This is a genomic window from Bradyrhizobium sp. Unk1 (genome assembly GCF_059512345.1).
Window position 1 is genome coordinate 15369 of the sequence record NZ_JCAMOP010000052.1, and the last position, 18930, is coordinate 34298.

Genomic DNA, 18930 nt, shown 5'->3' on the forward strand with positions numbered 1-18930 from the left:
ACTTGCGTCACGGCGCCGCACTCCGGATCAGGTTCACGTCCCGCAGAACGTCTGCAACACCCGCTGGTCCGGCAGCGGCGGATCGGCGTAGGCCGCGTAGTCCGGCTGCTCCTCGAACGGCTTGGCCAGCACCTTCACCAATTCCTCGAACGGCGCGTAGTCGTCGTTATTGACCGCGGCCTGGATCACGGCCTCGACGCGGTGGTTGCGCGGGATGAAGATCGGGTTGACGGCATGCATCGCGGCTTGCCGCTCGGCGGCGGTCTGCGGCTCCAGCGCCGTGCGCTCGCGCCAGCGTTTGGCCCAGTCGTCGAAGGCTGAGGGATCCATGAACTGTGCGCGGACGTCGGAGATACCGGCCTCGTTGGCCGCGGCGTCACCGAGCTTGCGGAAGGTGAGGGTGAAGTCGGCCTGGTTCTTGGCCATGGCATCTAACAGGTCCTGGATCAGCGCCTCGTCGCCGTCACGCGCCGTGAGCAGGCCGACCTTCTTGCGCAGGCCCGCCTGATAGGCCGTGCTGAACGTCTCGGCGAAGGCGCCGAGAATGTCCTGGGCTTCGGCGACTGCCTTCTCCTGGTCGTCGGAGAACAGCGGCAGCAGGCATTCGGCGAGCCGGGTCAGATTCCACAGCGCGATGCGCGGCTGGTTGGCATAGGCGTAGCGACCCATCTCGTCGATCGACGAGAAGACCTGCGCGGGGTTGTAGGCGTCCATGAAGGCGCAGGGCCCGTAATCGATGGTCTCGCCGGAGATCGAGCTGTTGTCGGTGTTCATCACGCCGTGGATGAAGCCGACCAGCAGCCAGCGCGCGACGAGATCTGCCTGGCGCGCGACGACGCCGGCGAGCAGCGCGTGATAGGGGCGCTCTGCATGGAGCAGATCTGGATAGTGGCGGGCGATGACGTGGTCGGCGAGCCGGCGGATCGCGCCGGTGTCGCGGCGGACGGCGAAGAACTGGAAGGTGCCGACGCGGATGTGGCTCGCGGCGACGCGCGTCAGCACGGCGCCGGGCAGCGCGGTCTCGCGGATGACGTGCTCACCGGTGACGACCGCGGCGAGCGAGCGCGTGGTCGGGATGCCCAGCGCGAACATGGCTTCGCTGACGATGTATTCGCGCAGCACCGGTCCGAGCGCGGCGCGGCCGTCGCCGCGGCGGGAGAACGGGGTCGGGCCCGAGCCCTTGAGCTGGATGTCGCGGCGGACGCCGTCCCTGTCGATGACCTCGCCGAGCAGGATCGCGCGGCCGTCGCCGAGCTGGGGCACGAATTGCCCGAACTGGTGGCCGGCATAGGCCATGGCGATGGGATCGGCGCCTGGTGGAACCGTCTTGCCGGCCAGGATTTCGGCACCCTCAGGGGTCTCCAGCATATCAGGATCGAGCCCGAGCTGGACCGCCAAGGGCCGGTTCAGCTTGATCAGCCGGGGGGCGGCCACAGGGGTCGGCGCGACCCGGGCAAAGAAGCTGTCCGGCAGTGCCGAATAGGAGTTTTGGAAGGGGAAATGAACTGTCATGGCCTCAAGATAGGCCTCGAACGTCTGATGGCAAAGGCTCGGGCCCAGATTGGCCAAAAATGGGCGCTTCTGGCCCAAAACAGGCCGTTCCCTTGGTTGCCGCCCCCGGTCTCGTCGGGTAAACCCTGCCGCAACTTCGGACCGGTCGTTTCAGGCCGTCCGATTCGCTTCCTCCGACATCGAATTTGGGACGACCATGCATCGCTACCGGTCACATAAATGCGGCGATCTCCGCGAGAGCAACATCGGCGAGACGATCCGCCTCTCGGGCTGGGTCCATCGCGTTCGCGACCACGGCGGCGTGCTGTTCATCGACCTGCGCGACCATTACGGCCTGACCCAGTGCGTGGTCGATCCGGACTCGCCGGCGTTCGCGCTGGCCGAAAAGCTCCGCTCGGAATTCGTGGTCAAGATGGACGGCAAGGTCCGCCGCCGCCCCGAGGGGACCGACAATGACGATCTGCCGACCGGCAAGATCGAGATCTATGTCAGCGAGATCGAGGTGCTGGGACCGGCCGGCGACCTGCCGCTGCCGGTGTTCGGCGACCAGGAATATCCTGAAGACATCCGCCTGAAGTATCGCTTCCTCGACCTGCGTCGCGAAAAACTGCACCAGAACATCATGACGCGCGTCGAGATCATCAAGTCGATGCGTCGGCGCATGGAGGGGCAGGGCTTCTTCGAGTTCAACACCCCGATCCTGACCGCGTCCTCGCCGGAAGGCGCGCGCGACTTCCTGGTGCCCTCGCGCATCCATCCCGGCAAGTTCTACGCGCTGCCGCAGGCGCCACAGCAATACAAGCAGCTGCTGATGATGTCGGGCTTCGACCGCTACTTCCAGATCGCGCCCTGCTTCCGCGACGAGGACCCGCGCGCCGACCGTCTGCCGGGCGAGTTCTACCAGCTCGACGTCGAGATGAGCTTTGTCACGCAAGAGGACGTGTTCGCGGCGATGGAGCCGGTCATCACCGGCGTGTTCGAGGAGTTCGCCAAGGGCAAGCCGGTGAACAAGAACTGGCGCCGCATCCCGTTCGCCGAAGCGCTGCGCAAATACGGCAGCGACAAGCCCGATTTGCGCAACCCCATCGAGATGCAGGATGTCTCCGAGCATTTCCGCGGCTCGGGCTTCAAGGTCTTCGCACGCATGCTCGAAGACCCCAAGAGCCAGGTCTGGGCGATCCCGGCGCCGGGCGGCGGCAGCCGCGCCTTCTGCGACCGCATGAATTCGTGGGCGCAGGGCGAAGGCCAACCCGGTCTCGGCTACATCATGTGGCGCGAGGGCGGCGAAGGTGCGGGTCCGCTCGCAAACAACATCGGGCCGGAGCGCACCGCTGCGATCCGCGCGCAGATCGGTACCAAGGAAGGCGATGCCGCCTTCTTCGTGGCCGGCGACCCCGACAAGTTCTGGAAATTCTCAGGTCTCGCCCGCAACAAGGTCGGCGAGGAGCTGAACCTCACCGACAAGGAGCGGTTCGAGCTCGCCTGGATCGTCGACTTCCCGATGTACGAGTACAACGAGGACGACAAGAAGGTCGACTTCTCGCACAACCCGTTCTCGATGCCGCAGGGCGGTCTCGACGCGCTGAAGGGCCAGGACCCGCTGACCATCAAGGCGTTCCAGTACGACATCACCTGCAACGGCTACGAGATCGCCTCCGGCGGCATCCGCAACCACGTGCCGGAAGCGATGGTGAAGGCGTTCGAGATCGCAGGTTACGGCGAGCAGGAAGTGGTCGACCGCTTCGGCGGCATGTACCGCGCCTTCCAGTACGGCGCGCCGCCGCATGGCGGCATGGCCGCGGGCGTCGACCGCATCGTGATGCTTCTGTGCGGCACCAACAATCTGCGCGAGATCTCGCTGTTCCCGATGAATCAGCAGGCCATGGATCTGCTGATGGGTGCACCGTCCGAACCCAGCACCAAGCAGCTCCGCGAGCTGCATGTGCGGGTGAACCTGCCGCAGAAATAGGCCCGTGCCTTGGAAGCAACGCAATCCCGCTAGGTGGGCAAAGGCGCGTAGCGCCGTGCCCACCGTCTGGCTTTAACGCGTGCTGTGAGGTGGTGGGCAGGGATCGCCCCTCAAAGCCCCGTCGACGCCTCGATCCTGAACTGCGCCAGCGCGACGATCGGCTCGCTGTTCAGCGCGTCCATGAGCTGAAGCACCGGCACCTTGCCGAGCGGTGTGAGCTTGATGGTGAGCGTTTGACCTGAGGTCTCGACGAAGCCGGCGAGTGCATCGACCGCTGCTCTGGCATCGAGATTGGCGGCGGTGACCTTCTCGCCCTGCGCCCGGATCATCTCGGCGATGGCCCTGCGGGCGGCGTCGCGGCTGACATTCTGCATGCGCGAGAACTGCGCCACGACGAGATCGACGACGCCGCTGTCACGCAGGGAGAGTTCGAGCGTGCCGGTCTCGACCTGCGCCATCTCACTCATAGCCTCCATCGGGTCGGTCGTGGTGAACAGGCCGCGCGGCACATTGGCGAGCGCGAAGCGGGCCTGTGCCTTGGCGAGGTTGCCGAGATCGATCGTGGCTGGTGCAAGCGCGAAGGCGCCCGAGGACTCCGTCCAGGCGGCGCCGAGATCGAGGTCGATCGCGAGCTTGTCCACGCCCGCCATGATCAGCGGCCGCTGCGCCGGATTGGAGGGATCGGTCGGCGTGACCATCTTCACGACCAGATTGGCCTTGCTCGGGATCGATCCGACCAGCTGGCCCCAATTCAGGCTGATCGTATCGATGGTGACGAGCTGCCGCGTGTTCTTGAAGGGAGAGACCACGCCCTTGATCTCGGCACCTTCGAGCACCCGGAACAGGCCCAGCATCTGATCGGGCGAGGGCGCCCGCCCGGGATTGCTGAGGCCCGCGGCCCAGCGCATCAGGTTCGCCGCGCTGAACGACTTCAGCGCGAAGCGCTCCATCTTGAACTGCCCCTGCGGGGCCGGCGTATCGACGCCCTCGATCGCGAACTCGCCCGCGCGGTATCGGATCGCGCTGACCTTGCCGGTCCCTTGCTGTGTGCCGATCGCAATCTTGCTGACCTCGGCCCTGCCGATGCGAAGACCCTCATAGACTCCGGCGATCTTCTCCAGCATCTCGCGCGACTGTGCCGGCGTCGGAACAGCCGATTGATCCTGCGGCAGCGCGTCAAACAGCTCGGCCAGCCGGAATTTCGACGGCTGCACGTCGATGTCCTCCATCACGAAGCCGTCGATATCGACACGCATCCCCTGGGCAGATTTGAGCGCATAGGGGCCGGCCGAGACTTGCCGGTAGACGCGATGATAGGTCTCGTCACTGCTGGTCTTTGGATCGAGCGCGGCGATGATCGCGGTCGCATCGAAATCGTTGACGATGACGTTCGACAGCTCGCCGGTCAGCTTGTCCGGCTTGCCTGGCTGCTTCACATCGACCGAGATGGCGGCGCGGTCCGCCTTCATCGCGTCGATCTTGCCGCGTTTCAGATTCTGGATCGCCAAGCCGGAATAGGTGATCTCGCCGCTGCCGCCGGGACCGCTGCCGGAATCGAAGCTCATCGTCAGCGTCGGCGCCGTGAGCGAGGTTGCCGTGACGCTCGCGTATTGACCGAGCACGTAGCGGTAGAGTTCGATCAGGGAGCCGTTCGCCGGCGCCGTCCCGGTGTGAAGGGGGCCGGCATAGTCGCGCATCCTCAGTTGCGGGATCTTGTAGGACGCCTTCACCTTGGCCTGACCGACCTGGTCCAACGCGACGTCAATGCCGGTGATGTCGATGCTGTCGGCCGTAAACCTGCTGTCGTCGATCTGGCGAACGCCGGTCCCCTTGATGCCGGCGATCCTGACCTGCGCTTGCGGTTGGCTGCCGGGCGTGACCGCGATGTCCTCGATGGTCAGCGTCCTGCTCATCAGGTCGAATACGACCTTGCCGTGGCTCGCCTTGCCGCCATCGGCGCGCATCCGCTCGAACGCCGCCTCGACTTCGGCAATGGCGCGGTGCTGGGCGTAGAGGTTGAAGCCGAACCATCCGCCCGCGGCAAGCATGGCTGCCACGATCAGGCCGATCAGGACTCGCTTCATTCCCAGCTCCAGTTGCTCGTTTTGCACTGCGCAACCTGCCATATTCGGGAAATGCCGCGCGGTCCAGGGAAAGCTAGCGCTATCAGATATTTGACCATGCGCCCTGTTGATGGGGCCGCAATCGGATGTTGCCACCGGGGCGCCCGCCGTGCTTCATCCCGTTTCCACGACCCGGAAATAACCGTCGGCTTGGACGGCGGCTCCGGATGAGGCATTTTGAGGCCGGTAACGCGAGGCAAGAGACCGCATGTCATCCTATTCTGATGATCTCCACCAGGCGGCGCTGGCCTATCACCGTCTGCCGCGCCCCGGAAAGCTCGAGATCCAGGCGAGCAAGCCGCTCGCCAACCAGCGCGACCTCGCGCTTGCCTATTCTCCGGGCGTTGCCGCCGCCTGTACCGAGATCGCCAAGAACCCGGCGGAGGCCGCAACGCTCACCACCCGCGCCAATCTGGTCGCGGTGGTCTCGAACGGCACCGCGGTGCTCGGCCTCGGCAATATCGGCCCGCTGGCCTCCAAGCCGGTGATGGAAGGCAAGGCCGTCCTGTTCAAGAAGTTCGCCGGTATCGACGTGTTCGACATCGAGATCGCCGCCGACACCATTGAGCGCGTGGTCGAGACCGTGGCGGCGCTCGAGCCGACCTTCGGCGGCATCAATCTCGAGGACATCCGCGGACCGGAATGCTTCGAGATCGAGGCGCAGCTGAAGGAGCGCATGAAGATCCCGGTCTTCCATGACGACCAGCACGGCACCGCGATCATCGTCGCCGCCGCCATCACCAATGGTCTCAGGCTGAACGGCAAGAAGCTGTCCGACGTCAAGATCGTGGCGTCGGGGGCAGGGGCCGCCGCGATCGCGACGCTGAACCTGCTGGTGTCGATGGGCGCGCAGCGCAAGAACATCTGGGTCTGCGACATCGACGGCCTCGTGCATGAAGGCCGCAACACCACGATGGACCGCTGGAAGGCAGTCTACGCCCAGAAGACCGACAAGCGCACGCTGGGCGACGTCATCGGCGGCGCCGACATCTTCATCGGGCTGTCGGCACCCGGCGTGCTCAAGCCGGAGATGGCCAAGGCGATGGGCGACAAGCCCCTGATCATGGCGCTCGCCAATCCGACTCCGGAGATCATGCCGGAGGAGGCGCGGAAGGTGCGCCCCGACGCCATGATCTGCACCGGCCGCTCCGACTATCCGAACCAGGTCAACAACGTCCTCTGCTTCCCCTTCATCTTCCGCGGCGCGCTCGACGTCGGCGCCAGCGCCATCAACGAGGAGATGAAGCACGCCGCCGTCGAGGCCATCGCCCAGCTCGCGCGCGAGGCGCCGTCGGATGCGGTCGCGCAAGGCTTTGACACCGGCGAAACGCAGGGCTTCGGCCCGGGCTCGCTGATCCCGAGCCCCTTTGATCCCAGGTTGATTCTGCGCATCGCGCCCGCCGTCGCCAAGGCGGCGATGGAGTCGGGCGTCGCAACGCGCCCCATCACCAACTTCGACGAATACACCGCGCTGCTCGAGCGCTTTGCCTTCCGCTCCGGCCTCGTCATGAAGCCGATGTTCGCCAAGGCCAAGACCCAGCCGGTGCGCGTGATCTACGCCGAAGGCGAGGACGAGCGCGTGCTGCGCGCCACGCAAGTGGTGCTGGAGGAGAAGCTGGCGACGCCGATCCTGGTCGGGCGTCCGTCGGTCGTCGAGGCGCGCATCAAGCGCTTCGGCTTGTCGATCAAGGCAGGCAAGGATTTCGACCTCGTCAATCCCGAGGACGATCCGCGCTATCGTTCTTATGTGCAGTCCTATGTCGAGGTCGCCGGCCGCCGCGGCGTGACGCCGGATGCGGCGCGCACGGTGGTGCGCACCAACAACACGGTGATCGCTGCGCTCGCGGTCACGCGCGGCGAGGCGGATGCCATGCTTTGCGGCGTCGAAGGCCGCTACATGCACCATTTGCGCCATGTCCGCGAGATCATCGGCTTCTCCGCGGGGATCATCGACTATGCGGCACTGGCGCTGCTGATCACCAGCAAGGGCGCCTTCTTCATCGCCGATACGCAAGTTCGGCCCAATCCGAGCGCCGAGGAGCTCGCCGAGATTGCCTCGCTGGCGGCGGTCCACGTCCAGCGCTTCAACATCAAGCCGAAGATCGCCTTCGTCTCGCACTCGGATTTCGGCAGCTACGATACCGAGTCCTCGCGCAAGATGCGCCGGGCGACCCAGCTGTTGAAGGAGAAGCATCCGGAGATCGAGGCCGACGGTGAGATGCAGGGCGACACCGCGCTCTCCGCCGCTGCGCGAAAGATGGTGCTGCCGCACTCCAAGCTCGAGGGCGAGGCCAACATCATGATCATGCCGAGCCTCGACACCGCCAACGTCGCCTATCAGATGATCAAGTCGCTGGCGGATGCGCTCCCCGTCGGCCCGATCCTGATCGGCCCGGCGCGCCCGGCGCATATCCTCACGCCGTCGGTGACGGCGCGCGGCATCCTCAACATGACGGCAGTTGCGGTCGTGGAAGCGCAGGAGCGCGCTTCGCGGCAGCAGCCGACGTTGTTTACGTAGGGATCGACGTTCCGCGAACTCGTCATGCCCGGGCTTGTCCCGCGCATCCACGATCTTCATACCGCGGAGCAAATCGTGGATGGCCGGGTCGAGCCCGGCCATGACGCCGAGAGACTGGTGGTCGAATTCGTTCCGGCCGGTTCGATTTCGCCAGGGAGCGCCACTGCACCGCCCGCGTCGCCAACTTTGAATTGCTCGCAGTTCGCCATTTCCCCGTTTGTAAACCGGCGCACGACTCTTCATAATCGCCCGGTACCCTCGTCAAGACGCCGATTTCAAAAAGCCTGAGCCAAGAGGCCGACCATGCCAGCGTTCGTGACTTTCGGGCGAATCCTGTTCGCCGTGCTGTTCATCTACACGGGCGCGACCAAGCTCTTTGCCATCCAGGCGACGGCCGATTTCATCGCCACCAAGGTGGTGGTGCCTGACATGATCGAGCCCTATGCCAAGCAGATCGAGACGGCGACCGCCATGACTACGCCGCAGCTTCTGGCAATCGCGGTCGGCGGGCTCGAGATCATTGCAGGCCTGATGATCGCATTGAATTTCGGCGCGCGCTTTTTCGCATTGCTCATGATCGTCTACATCGCGGTCTCGACCGTCCTGTTCTCCGATTTCTGGAATCAGGCCGCGCCCGACAACGCCAAGATGGTGGTCGACGCGCTGAAGAATCTCTCGATCATCGGCGCGCTGTTCATGATCATGGGCTATGGCCGCGCTACGCGCTCGGCCGAGACGGCCTACGGGGACGTGTAGGGCTTCGCGCTGATCCCAGCCCGCCCTACGTTCTACGCCACGGCGTAACCGTGACGTCATGCGCTGCGTCGAGCATGTATGGCGCGCCCGGTTTCATCCCGTGTGACGCCAGCACCTCATGCGGCGTCCGCTCCGGCACGCCGACAAAGCAGCCTTCGCCGCCGGGCAGCCGCAGGTGCGGGGCTTCCGAGAGCCAGAAGGTGTCATAGCGTTCCATGAACATGTCGAACACGACCGGGCCGCCGATGATCGCAACGGTGCCGGAGGCGACGTCGGCGAAGGCGCAGGCCTCTTCGACGCTCGCGTGATCCGGATTCCACAGCGTCGCGTTCGGCATTTCGGGATCGACGGTGAGCGCCTTGATCTTGCGGGTCAGGATCAGGCGCTTGCGCTTGGGCGAGTTCGGCTGCTGCTCGTGCGAGCGCCGGCCGTGCACGATCAGCGCGGCCCGATCGAGCGCCTGCTCGAAGAACAGCTTGTCGCCTTCGAACTTCAGGCTGTCAGGCATGACATGACTCGCGTCGGCAAGCATGCCGTCCGCTGAGACGATGACGTAGCCTTCGAACCGGAAAGACAATGTCTATTCTGAAACGGTCGTCACGACGCTGTTGACGGGCCGGTTGCTCACCGTCGGCAGCTTGACGTCCTTGAGCAGCTCCTGGTCGTATTCGGGCAGCGTCGAGGCCGGGAATTTGGCGCGCATCGCCACCACCTTGTAGCCGCCGGCCTTCAGGCGCTTGAGCAGCTCGGGCAGGGCTTCCGCCGTGTGCTTCTGGAAATCGTGCATCAGGATGATGCCCTTGCCTTTGGCGTCGAGCTTCTTCATGACGGTCTCGATCACCTTCTCGGGCTTCGAGGCCTTGAAGTCGAAGGAATCGATATCGCAGGAGAAGATCGCGACGTTGCGGTTGCCGAGATAGGTGACCATCTCCGGCGGATGCTGGAGCGCCGGGAAGCGGAAGAACGGCGAGGGCGAGATGCCGCCGAGCGCCCATTTCACCGCCGAGAATCCCTTCTCGATCTCTTCCTTGCGCTGCGCTTCCGTGAGCTTCTTGTTGTTGAGGTTGGCGTGCGACCAGGTGTGGGCGCCGACGGTGTGGCCGGCCGCATAGACCTGCTTCAGGATCTCCGGCTCATAGGTCGCGTGCTTGCCGATCGAGAAGAAGATGCCGGTGGTGCATTCGTCGGCGAGCGCCTTCAACACCGCGGGCGTGTTCTTTGGCCAGGGGCCGTCGTCGAAGGTCAGCACGACCTCCTTGTCGCGCAGGAAGTCGAGCTCCTTGAAATGCTCGAAGCCGAAGCCCGGACCACCCGTGGTGTCGATCTCGACGGTGCGGGCGACCCCGAGCGCGCCGGGCGTGTTGCAGGCCGCGCGAGCGGGCTGGGGCGCCTGTTTCGGCGGGGGCGGGAAAGCCGCTTGCGTCGGCGCAGCGGCTGCCGCCGCGGGAGCGGGCGCCGGTGCTGCGGCGGGGGCTGCAGCCGGTGCCGCTTGGGTGGCGGCTGCGGGCTTTGCGGCCGGGGTCTGCGACCACGCTGCGCCCGCCATCGCAACCGACATCGCGCTTGCCAAAATCAGTCCTGCCGCCACACGCATGGTGTTGTCCTCGAGATTGATCCCGTTGTTCCGCCGCAGCTTTTCGCCTCTGGCAAAACCATCCTGCCCCTTGATAGTCCTAGCCTAGATGGTGGGCCCTCGTCATTGCAACGGCTGTTTGGCACCCCGCCACAATTGTGCCCAACCGGATGCGGGCTGCGGGTGTCAGCTGTCGGCCAGCGCCTTCGCAATTGCCGTCTTGACCCGCGTGTCCGTCGGATCGACCGCAGACGGAAACACCTCGGCAATGTAGCCGTCGCGCCCGATCAAGTATTTGTGGAAGTTCCAGCGCGGAACGTCGCGGGGGCGCGCCTCGGCCGCCCATTTGTAGAACGGATGCGCCTTGGCGCCGACCACCACGGCCTTGGCCGCGATCGGGAAGGTAACGCCGTATTGGTGGTGCGCGGTCTCCGTGATCTCGCTGGTGCCGCCGGGCTCCTGGCCGCCGAAATCGTTGGAGGGCACGCCGATCACGGTGAGCCCGCGCTCGCGAAACTCGCTCCAGATCTCCTGCAGGCCGGCATATTGCGGAGTGTAGCCGCAGAGCGACGCGGTGTTGACCACCAGCAGTGGCTTGCCCGTGAACGCGGCAAGGCGGATGTCGTCGCCGGATAATGCAGGGAAGGAGAAGGCATAGGCCGAAATCCGGCTCATGCCGCCATCGGCGCGGCTGCGTCCAGCAGAGGCGGTCGTCGCGACAAGCGCGGCGAGCATGGTCCTGCGGTTCAGCATGGCAACGTCCCCCGACGTGATCCGGGACGCACTTTACTGCGTCGGCGCGACGCGCCTGGTCAACACCGCGTTATCGGACGCGGCAAGGCGCCACTTCGCTCGAAAGCGCTCTAGTACAGGCGGACGATGAAGTCAGTGCCTTCGCCGGTCTCGCCCTGGTTGATGCCCTGGTCGGAGACGATGATCGAGCCGCCCGATGTCAGCATCTCGTTAATCTTCGCCATGGTGTCCGCCGGGATCGAGATACGGTCGAGTGCCTCGGCCGGGGTGTCCGGCATGACCACGGGCTTGGCTGTAACGGGCTTGGCGGCGACGGGGATCACGGCGGCGCCGCGCTGGCGGAGTGTCACGCGGCTGTCATCTTCGCGCGCGGCGGCGCGGGCGGAGACCGGCAGCGACACCACCGACCAATGCAGCGCGTTGGTGTCGGTCTTGTCGACCTCGGCGGTGAAGACGTGCGTGCCGAGCGGCCGGTCGCTCGCAGCGATCGTGACGGGAACCTCGAACAGCGGCGCAAAGTTCTGCCGCACGTAGAGCTTGGAATCCTTGCGGCTGATGAACACCGCGATCTGGCCGGCGCGTTTGGGCGTCTCCTGCTTCGCGGCAGGCGCAGGATCGGCGACGCGGGTCTCGTCCTTCTTGGCGTCCGGCGAGGCGGTGAGCGCCGGTGCGGTAGCGGGCGCATCGGGTTTCTTCGCGGGCTCGGCGGCGTCAGCCTTGGGCGCTTCTGCGGCCTCGACGGGCTTTGCGTCGGTGCTTGCGGGCTTGGCGGCTTCTTCCGACTGCGGCTTGACCGGGTCAGATGCCTCGGCGGTCTTTTCAGACTTGGCCTCAACCTTGTCGGCTGGAGCGGCTGCTTCCGCGCGCACCGGTGCATTGCCGGTGGTCACATCCGACATCACGGTATGGCCGACCGACGAACGCAGCTCGAGCGCGCTCTCCGCGCTGGCGGTCTTCGTCTCGACGGGTTTTGCTTCGCTGACGTTGGTTGATGCGGCGCCCTTGTCGGCCTTGTCGCCGACATTGGTCTGGGGCTCCAGGCTGACGGCGGGCTGCGGCGGCACGCGCACCGAGGCGAGCAGGGGATGCGAGAAACTTTGCGGCGACATCTGGCCGGGCGAGACGATCACGCGCGCGCCCATCCTTGTCCAGTTCCACATCTTCACCGCGAACGCCATCGGCATGCGAATGCAACCGTGCGAGGCCGGATAGCCCGGCAGCACGCCGGCATGCATGGCGATGCCGGACCAGGTGATCCGCTGCATGTACGGCATCGGCGCGCCGCTATAGATGTTGGACTGGTGGAATTTGTGCTTCTGGATCACGCTGAACACGCCCATCGGCGTCGAGTGGCCCTTCATGCCTGTCGACACCGGGGATTCCGCGAACACGCCGTGGGTGTCGTAGACCGTCACCTTCTGCCGATCGATCGACACGACGATCACGAGCGGACCTTGCGGCTTGGTGCCGGCTTCCTTCTCGGCGACGACCGCTTTCTTGCCGGCCGTACTGCGCTTCTGAGGCTTCTGCCGGGGAATGTCGGGATAGCGCTCCTGTCGGGCGGCATAGGACCCGTCGGAGTAATCGCTCCAGTAGTAAAACGCCGCGTCCGCCTGGCTGGTCCAGCCAATCGCACCGGCCGCCGTCAAAATGGCGACCTGCCACAGCCGGACCGGCCTGGCAGAAAAACTGGCCCCGTTCACGCTATTCATTCCTCGAATCCACAATCCAACTCAGAAATTAGTCTCGCAGAGGGGATACGCGTTCACTAGCACGGCAGTTCTGCCGCCAGCGACTTTTGTCCATGACGTAGCAAAAAAGCCTCACGGAGCGGTAAACGGCGGCTGCGACGGCTGCCGGTCGTCTTCCTGACCGGCTGTCGCATGCCTACATTGCCGGGACTTGCTACCGGAGAACTTCATGTCATCTCGTTTCCCCGATCTTTCCAGCATCCGCTTGAAAGGCCTCGCTTTATTCCTCCTGTTGCTGGCTGCCCCAGCGAGCTCTGCAATCGCCGCCGACGAGCCGGATCTGATCTTCCGCCGCTCGACCGTGTTCAAATGGATGAGCCCGAATGACAAGCTCGCGACCTACGGCCTCGACGACCCCGAAGTCGAGGGCGTGGCCTGTCATTTCACGGTGCCTGAGAAGGGCGGCTTCAAGGGCTGGCTCGGCCTTGCCGAGGAGGTCTCGGATATCTCGCTGGCCTGCCGCCAGGTCGGTCCGATCAAGTTCAAGACCAAGATGGAGCAGGGCGACGACATGTTCCGCCAGCGCCGCTCGCTGTTCTTCAAGAAGATGCAGATCGTGCGCGGCTGTGACGCCAAGCGCAATGTGCTGGTTTACATGGTCTATTCGGACCGGCTGATCGAGGGCTCGCCGAAGAACTCGACCTCCACGGTGCCGGTCATGCCGTGGGGACCGGCTGACGCAAACGTCCAGAAGTGCGGCGAGTTCTTCACTCAGTGACGCTCTTGCGTTCACTCAGTAATGCGGGTGCGTTCACTCAGTGACGCGCTCGCGTTCACTCAGTGACGAGAGTGCGGCTGGCGCGGCTTTGCGAGATGCGAGCCGGTCAGCCGCACGAATGCTTGTGGCGCGGCCTCGTGGCCGCGGCCCGACTGCAGCGACATTGCCCCGATCGAAGCGACGCGACTGGGTTGCTGGTCGGCACGGTCCGTCCGCAGGTCCGCGTCGCGCGGCGTTGCGCGATCTTGCGCCGTCATGATGGCATCCCTCAACTGAACGCGCCCGGTGGTTCCGGGCTTCTCGGTTTCGATGGCTTGGGTCGCGGTCGAATCGCCCCCGGTTCGACGGAACCCAGCCCTCGTTCGGGCTTTTCTTCAGCAGAAAAACGTAAAATGCATGTGAAGTGCGGAAGGCGCGCGTGTGGCGGCGCGCAGCGTCGGTCTGCTTCCAAGCGCGAGCAGAGCCTGCAAGGCCACTTTCAGACGCGGCGCGGCCCCTCTGAAAAGACTGGGATTTTCCGCTGAATGTTTCGTCGCCTGGGGCGCGACGAAACAATTCTCACAATGACGAAACCATTTTCCGCTTTTGGCGCATCACGCGCGAAACGACGCATGGTTATCAGCTTCGCAACGACGACGGCTCACCGCCGGCCACGGAATTGGGACACGAGAAATGCGCACGCTCAGCTTCATCCTTGCCTTCGCTTTCGTGCTCGCCGGCTCTTCGTTCGCGGGGGCGCCGGACGGCAATCTCCCGGGTGTCGGCACCTTCCAGTACAGCGGCTCGCCGGTCACCACCACGGCGCCGCAGCCGATCGTGGTCGCAGCGCGTTTCTGATCGACAGCCAAGAAAAATAGCAAGAAAATCACAAGAAAAACCAGCCGATAAAGGCCATCATGATTGTCCGATTCTGCGCCGCAGCGTTTGTTTCGCTTCTGACGATCAGCGCTGCGCATGCGCAGGTGCGCGCTCCCTCCAGACTACCGGATCCCCGCAGCGAGTTCGTGCGTCAGTGTGCGCCGCGGATGCTCGGGCGCTGGGAGCACCCCGAGGAGGTCTGCGGCTGCCTGCATGATCACGCCGCTGCGGCCGTCGAGGACCGCGATCTGCGCGAGGCGCTGTTGCGCGGCATCAGCGAGACCGGCGTGCCGACGATCGAGACTGATTGGGTTCCCGCGTCCAAGCAGGGCGAGATCGGCTCAACCTTCACCAAGATCGCCAAACCGACCTTGCAGTGCATGTTCGACCCGGCGAAGTCGTAATCATCACTTCGATTTCGGACCGTAGCGAGGCACGCAGGCGGTGGTTCGCGCCACACCCTTGTCGGTCATTCTCGCGCCGCGCACTTCCTTGACCTGCCCGGCGGGGCAGGTTCCATCATCCACTTGCACCCGCTGGCCGAGCTTGAGATCGGTGATGTCCTGTTCACGTCCGACAGTGACGGCATGCGCTGCCGTCGCGAGGGCGACCGAGATCAGCAGCGAGAGGCAGGTCGCGCGGCGCAGCAGCATGATGTGAGGTCCCAGCATCGATGCCGCAATGTAGGGAGCGGCAGGCGATTCTCATAGCGAACGTTTCTCATAGTGAACGTTCGTCACGCCCGCCGGGCCGATTTGCTCCTCGCGCGCAGGGCGCTGCGCGACTCCAGCGCGAGCCGTTCGGCGGAGGCCACGAGTTGCGGAACCGCGTGGCCGGAAAATCCCAGCACGAACCCGGGCAGGGGACGCGCGCGCGAATAGGTGTCGGCCAGCAGCCAGCCTTCCGCGCCTGCCGCCTTCTTGGCCTCTGCCGCCGACAGCTTGACCGACGGATCGAACCGGGCGACGAGGTGCAGCCCTTGCGACGGCACAGGCACCGACAGCGCACCGTCGGATGCCGCTTCCAGCGTCTCGGCCAGCGCGTCGCGCGCCTCGCGATAGAGCTTTCGCACCCGCTTCAGGTTCGCGGCGAACGCGCCGGAATTGAGCATGTCGGCCACCGCGCCCTCCATCAGCGTGCCGGGAAAGCGGTCGAGCGCGGCGCGCGCGGCCGTGACGTCAGCGATCAGGCGCTCGGGCAGCGCGCAATAGCCGATGCGCAGGCCCGGAAACAGCGTCTTGGCGAACGTGCCCATGTAGATCACGCGCTGGAGATGATCGATGCCGGCAAGCGACATCAACGGCGCGCCATCATAGCGGAACTCGCTGTCGTAATCGTCCTCGAGCACGAAGGCGCCGGCCTGCCTCGCCCAATCCAGCAGCTCCAGCCGTCGCGGCATCGACATCTGCACGCCCAGCGGAAACTGGTGCGACGGCGTCACATAGGCCGCGCGTGCGGACGATGCGGCGGTGCGGCCCTTGGCGACAAATATCCCGTGCTCGTCGACGGGAACGGGTACGGCGCGATAACCGCAATGCGAAATGGTTTTTCGCGCGGCGGGGTAACCCGGGTCCTCGCACCAGACCTGGTCGTTGGGCTTCAGGATCGCGCTCAGCACGATGCGCAGCGCATGCAGCGTGCCCGATGTCAGCATGATCTGATCGGGATCGCAGCGCAGGCCACGCGCCGACAGCAGATGATCGGCGATCGCGGCGCGCAGCTCGCGGCTGCCGCGCGGATCGCCATAATGCAGATGCTCGGACCCGAATGCGCGCATGCGCCGCCCGACGAAAGCGCGAAAACGCTGCACGGCGCGCTCGTCGATATGCGTGCAGCCGAGCGCGAACGCGCCTTGCCGTGGTGCCTCGACCATGATCTTCGCTCTCTTCGGCTCGACCGCCGGTGCGGGAATCCGCGTGGCGACGAAGGTGCCGGAGCCGACGGTCGCCGCGGCAAAGCCGTCGGCGATCAGCCGTTCATAGGCCGTGACGACGGCGTTGCGGCGGAAGCCGGTCTGCTTGGCCAGCGTCCGCGACGGAGGCAGCGGTTCGCCGGGTTTTACGAGGCCAGAGACGATCATGTCGCACAACGCCTGGTACAGCCGGTGCGCCGACGACGCGCCCGCCGTGATGTGCGGGCCGGTGAGGTCGAGAGGCAACTCCGCCTTGGCGGGCGCGGACGAATTGGTCGGAATTTTTCGCATGGAATTGGCACTATCGCAGACCAAATCCGTGGCTACAACTCTCCTGGAATTGTTCCAAGCCCGACAGGAGCGGCCGTGAGCCAGACCGAAAGCCAGAATTCCTATCCGACGTCAGCGCGCAACCAGGTCAAGCGCCGTCACGACCGCGGCTTCTACGATCACGAGATAGTTCACCGCATCCTGGATTCCTCGATGCTCTGTCACGTCTCCTATGTCATCGACGGCCAGCCCTATTGCACGCCGACCTTCTTCTGGCGCGAGGGAACGAAGCTGTACTGGCACGGCTCGAGCGCCAGCCGCATGCTGCGCAACCAGACCGGGGGCGAGCGCGTCTGCCTGACGGTCGCCCATCTCGACAGCCTCGTGCTCGCGCGCTGCGGCTTCAACCATTCCGCCGACTACCGCGCGGTGATGGCTTTCGGCACCGCCTATCTCGTCACCGACCCCGAGGAAAAGGAGCGGGCCGTGATCGCCATGGTCGATCGCTTCTTCCCGGATCGCACCGCGAGCCTGCGTCAGAGCAGCGCGCAGGAGATCAAGGCGACGTCCTTCATCGCAATGGAGATCGAGGAGGCCTCGGCCAAAGTCCGCGCCAAGGGTGTGGCTGACGACGACGAGGACTACGAATTGCCGATCTATGCCGAGCGCATCCCCGTGCGCACCGTCTTGGGCGCGCCGGAGCCGTGCCCGCGCCTGCTGGATGGTGTAACCCGGCCTGTGACGCTGAATGGCTATTCGGAAGGCCGGCTGCTCGAAGATGCATTGCGGGATGCTTATTTTGTGGAGTACCCGAACGACTGAAATCGGCTAGCTTGCGCGCACCGTTGACCAATTGGATGCCCGGAGTAGCCTGATGAATGCCGACACGCAGCAGAGGATTCTTGACGCCGTCGATGCCGGCTTCGAAGCCCAGCTTGCGACCACAAGCGATTTCGTCGCGATCCCTTCGACCCGCGGGGCGGAGGGGCCGTGCCAGGACATGATCGGCGACCTCCTGCGCGCGCGCGGCTACGAGGTCGACGACTGGCACATCAATGTCGATGAGCTCAAGGATCTGCGCGGCTTCGGCCCGATCGAGCATGATTTCTCCAAGGCGCGCACGGTGGTTGGCACCTACCGTCCGCAAACGAATGACGGCAAATCGCTGATCCTCCAGGGGCACTGCGACGTGGTGCCCGCGGGGCCGCTGGAGCTATGGGACACGCCGCCATTCTCGCCCGTCATCAAGGACGGCAAGATGTTCGGCCGCGGCGCCTGCGACATGAAGTCGGGCACGATCGGCGCACTCTACGCGCTGGATGCGATCAAGGCGGCGGGGTTCAGGCCGACGGCGCGGATCCACTTCCAGTCTGTGATCGAGGAGGAGAGCACCGGCGTCGGCGCGCTCTCGACATTGCAGCGCGGCTATCGTGCCGACGCCTGCTTCATCCCGGAGCCGACCGGCGGCAAGATGGTGCGCTCGCAGGTCGGCGTGATCTGGTTTCGCCTGCGCGTGAAGGGCCATCCGACCCACGTTGCCTTCGCCGGCTCCGGCGCCAACGCCATCATGGCGGCCTATCATTTGATCCAGGCGCTGCAAAAGCTCGAGATCGAGTGGAACGAGCGCGCGAAAGCCGATCGGCACTTCAACACGCTGAACCATCCCATCAACTTCAACCCCGGCATCATCAAGGGCGGCGACTGGGCCTCCAGTGTGCCGGCCTGGTGCGACGTCGATTGCCGTATCGCCGTCCTGCCGGGTTGGTCGATCGCCGATCACCAGAAGGAGATCATGGCCTGCGTTGCGGCTGCCGCGCGCAACCACCGCTTCCTCGCCAACAATCCGCCGGAGGTCGATTGGTCGGGCTTCCTGTCGGAGGGGTATGAACTGACCGACGCCGCGGAGCCCGAGGCCGCGTTCGGCAAGGCCTTCAACACCGTCTATGGCGGCGAAATCGAAGACCTCGTCTTCACCGCGCTGACCGACACCCGCTTCTACGGCCTCAATCACGGTATCCCGAGCCTCTGCTTCGGCGCGAGCGGCGGCGAGATGCACGGCTTCAATGAGTTCGTCGACCTGGAGTCGCTGAAGAAGTCGACCAAGGCGATGGCCTTGTTCATCGCGGATTGGTGCGGGGTGGAGAAGGCGTAGCGGTCGAGATCTCGTAGGGTGGGCAAAGGCGCTCTTGCGCCGTGCCCACCATCTCTCTTCGATCT

Annotated in this window: 17 protein-coding genes; 8 read left to right on the forward strand and 9 right to left on the reverse strand. The window is 65.0% G+C overall.

The genetic code is table 11. From position 1 onward, the window contains the following. Positions 1–33: 33 nt before the first annotated feature. Entirely contained in the window at positions 34–1512 is a 1479-nt protein-coding gene (locus AC5ZFO_RS40840) for a protein adenylyltransferase SelO (RefSeq protein WP_496123627.1), read from the reverse strand. Between the two features lie 196 nt (positions 1513–1708). Here AC5ZFO_RS40840 and aspS point away from each other — a divergent pair, with 196 nt between their 5' ends. Further along, entirely contained in the window at positions 1709–3481 is a 1773-nt protein-coding gene (gene aspS / locus AC5ZFO_RS40845; RefSeq protein WP_282522379.1) for an aspartate--tRNA ligase, read from the forward strand. A 110-nt stretch (positions 3482–3591) separates the two neighbouring features. On the opposite strand, the gene AC5ZFO_RS40850 is transcribed toward aspS, so the two are convergent. After that, the gene (locus AC5ZFO_RS40850) at positions 3592–5565 is read right to left on the reverse strand and encodes an aq_1923 C-terminal domain (protein ID WP_282522380.1); all 1974 of its coding nucleotides are present in this window, start codon (positions 5563–5565) and stop codon (positions 3592–3594) included. A 247-nt stretch (positions 5566–5812) separates the two neighbouring features. On the opposite strand from AC5ZFO_RS40850, the gene AC5ZFO_RS40855 reads away from it, so the two are divergent. Together AC5ZFO_RS40855 and AC5ZFO_RS40860 are read left to right on the forward strand one after the other, a co-directional pair. Beyond that, complete coding sequence (locus tag AC5ZFO_RS40855; protein ID WP_282522381.1) at positions 5813–8122, forward strand: NADP-dependent malic enzyme; 2310 nt, start codon at positions 5813–5815, stop codon at positions 8120–8122. 303 nt (positions 8123–8425) lie between these two features. Beyond that, complete coding sequence (locus tag AC5ZFO_RS40860) at positions 8426–8878, forward strand: DoxX family protein (protein ID WP_282522382.1); 453 nt, start codon at positions 8426–8428, stop codon at positions 8876–8878. A 25-nt stretch (positions 8879–8903) separates the two neighbouring features. Here the strand turns inward: AC5ZFO_RS40860 and AC5ZFO_RS40865 are convergent, their stop codons facing one another. From AC5ZFO_RS40865 to AC5ZFO_RS40880, 4 genes are all read right to left on the reverse strand, one after another. After that, positions 8904–9455, reverse strand: a complete 552-nt coding sequence (locus tag AC5ZFO_RS40865) for a dihydrofolate reductase family protein (protein ID WP_282522383.1) — start codon at positions 9453–9455, stop codon at positions 8904–8906. A gap of 3 nt (positions 9456–9458) precedes the next feature. Further along, positions 9459–10472 carry a polysaccharide deacetylase family protein gene (locus AC5ZFO_RS40870; RefSeq protein WP_282522384.1) on the reverse strand — a complete coding sequence of 338 codons (1014 nt, stop codon included), beginning with the start codon at positions 10470–10472 and terminating at the stop codon, positions 9459–9461. A 165-nt stretch (positions 10473–10637) separates the two neighbouring features. Then, on the reverse strand, positions 10638–11204 hold the full coding sequence (locus tag AC5ZFO_RS40875) for a glutathione peroxidase (RefSeq protein ID WP_282522385.1): 567 nt from the start codon (positions 11202–11204) through the stop codon (positions 10638–10640). A 110-nt stretch (positions 11205–11314) separates the two neighbouring features. After that, the gene (locus AC5ZFO_RS40880; protein WP_282522386.1) at positions 11315–12916 is read right to left on the reverse strand and encodes a L,D-transpeptidase; all 1602 of its coding nucleotides are present in this window, start codon (positions 12914–12916) and stop codon (positions 11315–11317) included. Between the two features lie 208 nt (positions 12917–13124). Between AC5ZFO_RS40880 and AC5ZFO_RS40885 the strand changes: the two genes are divergently transcribed. Next, complete coding sequence (locus AC5ZFO_RS40885) at positions 13125–13673, forward strand: CreA family protein (RefSeq protein WP_282522387.1); 549 nt, start codon at positions 13125–13127, stop codon at positions 13671–13673. A 59-nt stretch (positions 13674–13732) separates the two neighbouring features. Here AC5ZFO_RS40885 and AC5ZFO_RS40890 read toward each other — a convergent pair whose 3' ends face one another. Continuing rightward, positions 13733–13930: a hypothetical protein gene (locus tag AC5ZFO_RS40890; RefSeq protein ID WP_282522388.1), complete on the reverse strand. Its 198-nt coding sequence runs from the start codon at positions 13928–13930 to the stop codon at positions 13733–13735. A gap of 415 nt (positions 13931–14345) precedes the next feature. Between AC5ZFO_RS40890 and AC5ZFO_RS40895 the strand changes: the two genes are divergently transcribed. Both AC5ZFO_RS40895 and AC5ZFO_RS40900 read left to right on the forward strand, forming a co-directional pair. Then, the gene (locus tag AC5ZFO_RS40895; RefSeq protein ID WP_166096179.1) at positions 14346–14510 is read left to right on the forward strand and encodes a hypothetical protein; all 165 of its coding nucleotides are present in this window, start codon (positions 14346–14348) and stop codon (positions 14508–14510) included. 59 nt (positions 14511–14569) lie between these two features. Beyond that, positions 14570–14935 (forward strand): hypothetical protein, encoded by a 366-nt coding sequence (locus tag AC5ZFO_RS40900; protein WP_028147797.1) that lies wholly within the window; start codon positions 14570–14572, stop codon positions 14933–14935. Positions 14936–14938: 3 nt separating this feature from the next. Here the strand turns inward: AC5ZFO_RS40900 and AC5ZFO_RS40905 are convergent, their stop codons facing one another. Continuing rightward, the gene (locus AC5ZFO_RS40905) at positions 14939–15184 is read right to left on the reverse strand and encodes a DUF6719 family protein (RefSeq protein ID WP_282522389.1); all 246 of its coding nucleotides are present in this window, start codon (positions 15182–15184) and stop codon (positions 14939–14941) included. 83 nt (positions 15185–15267) lie between these two features. Continuing rightward, positions 15268–16734, reverse strand: coding sequence for a MocR-like pyridoxine biosynthesis transcription factor PdxR (pdxR, locus tag AC5ZFO_RS40910; RefSeq protein WP_496123628.1), 1467 nt, complete (start codon positions 16732–16734; stop codon positions 15268–15270). A gap of 75 nt (positions 16735–16809) precedes the next feature. Here pdxR and AC5ZFO_RS40915 point away from each other — a divergent pair, with 75 nt between their 5' ends. Both AC5ZFO_RS40915 and AC5ZFO_RS40920 read left to right on the forward strand, forming a co-directional pair. Then, positions 16810–17535 carry a pyridoxamine 5'-phosphate oxidase family protein gene (locus AC5ZFO_RS40915; RefSeq protein ID WP_282522391.1) on the forward strand — a complete coding sequence of 242 codons (726 nt, stop codon included), beginning with the start codon at positions 16810–16812 and terminating at the stop codon, positions 17533–17535. A 52-nt stretch (positions 17536–17587) separates the two neighbouring features. After that, the gene (locus AC5ZFO_RS40920) at positions 17588–18865 is read left to right on the forward strand and encodes an ArgE/DapE family deacylase (RefSeq protein ID WP_282522392.1); all 1278 of its coding nucleotides are present in this window, start codon (positions 17588–17590) and stop codon (positions 18863–18865) included. Positions 18866–18930 lie beyond the last annotated feature (65 nt).

Coding starts and splice junctions, on each gene's coding strand:
- AC5ZFO_RS40855 (WP_282522381.1), top strand. CDS start 5,813: ATGTCATCCTATTCTGATGATCTCCACCAGGCGGCGCTGGCCTATCAC.
- AC5ZFO_RS40920 (WP_282522392.1), top strand. CDS start 17,588: ATGAATGCCGACACGCAGCAGAGGATTCTTGACGCCGTCGATGCCGGC.
- AC5ZFO_RS40900 (WP_028147797.1), top strand. CDS start 14,570: ATGATTGTCCGATTCTGCGCCGCAGCGTTTGTTTCGCTTCTGACGATC.
- AC5ZFO_RS40870 (WP_282522384.1), bottom strand. CDS start 10,472: ATGCGTGTGGCGGCAGGACTGATTTTGGCAAGCGCGATGTCGGTTGCG.
- AC5ZFO_RS40875 (WP_282522385.1), bottom strand. CDS start 11,204: ATGCTGAACCGCAGGACCATGCTCGCCGCGCTTGTCGCGACGACCGCC.
- AC5ZFO_RS40890 (WP_282522388.1), bottom strand. CDS start 13,930: ATGACGGCGCAAGATCGCGCAACGCCGCGCGACGCGGACCTGCGGACG.
- AC5ZFO_RS40885 (WP_282522387.1), top strand. CDS start 13,125: ATGTCATCTCGTTTCCCCGATCTTTCCAGCATCCGCTTGAAAGGCCTC.
- aspS (WP_282522379.1), top strand. CDS start 1,709: ATGCATCGCTACCGGTCACATAAATGCGGCGATCTCCGCGAGAGCAAC.
- pdxR (WP_496123628.1), bottom strand. CDS start 16,734: ATGCGAAAAATTCCGACCAATTCGTCCGCGCCCGCCAAGGCGGAGTTG.
- AC5ZFO_RS40895 (WP_166096179.1), top strand. CDS start 14,346: ATGCGCACGCTCAGCTTCATCCTTGCCTTCGCTTTCGTGCTCGCCGGC.
- AC5ZFO_RS40840 (WP_496123627.1), bottom strand. CDS start 1,512: ATGACAGTTCATTTCCCCTTCCAAAACTCCTATTCGGCACTGCCGGAC.
- AC5ZFO_RS40880 (WP_282522386.1), bottom strand. CDS start 12,916: ATGAATAGCGTGAACGGGGCCAGTTTTTCTGCCAGGCCGGTCCGGCTG.
- AC5ZFO_RS40860 (WP_282522382.1), top strand. CDS start 8,426: ATGCCAGCGTTCGTGACTTTCGGGCGAATCCTGTTCGCCGTGCTGTTC.
- AC5ZFO_RS40905 (WP_282522389.1), bottom strand. CDS start 15,184: ATGCTGCTGCGCCGCGCGACCTGCCTCTCGCTGCTGATCTCGGTCGCC.
- AC5ZFO_RS40850 (WP_282522380.1), bottom strand. CDS start 5,565: ATGAAGCGAGTCCTGATCGGCCTGATCGTGGCAGCCATGCTTGCCGCG.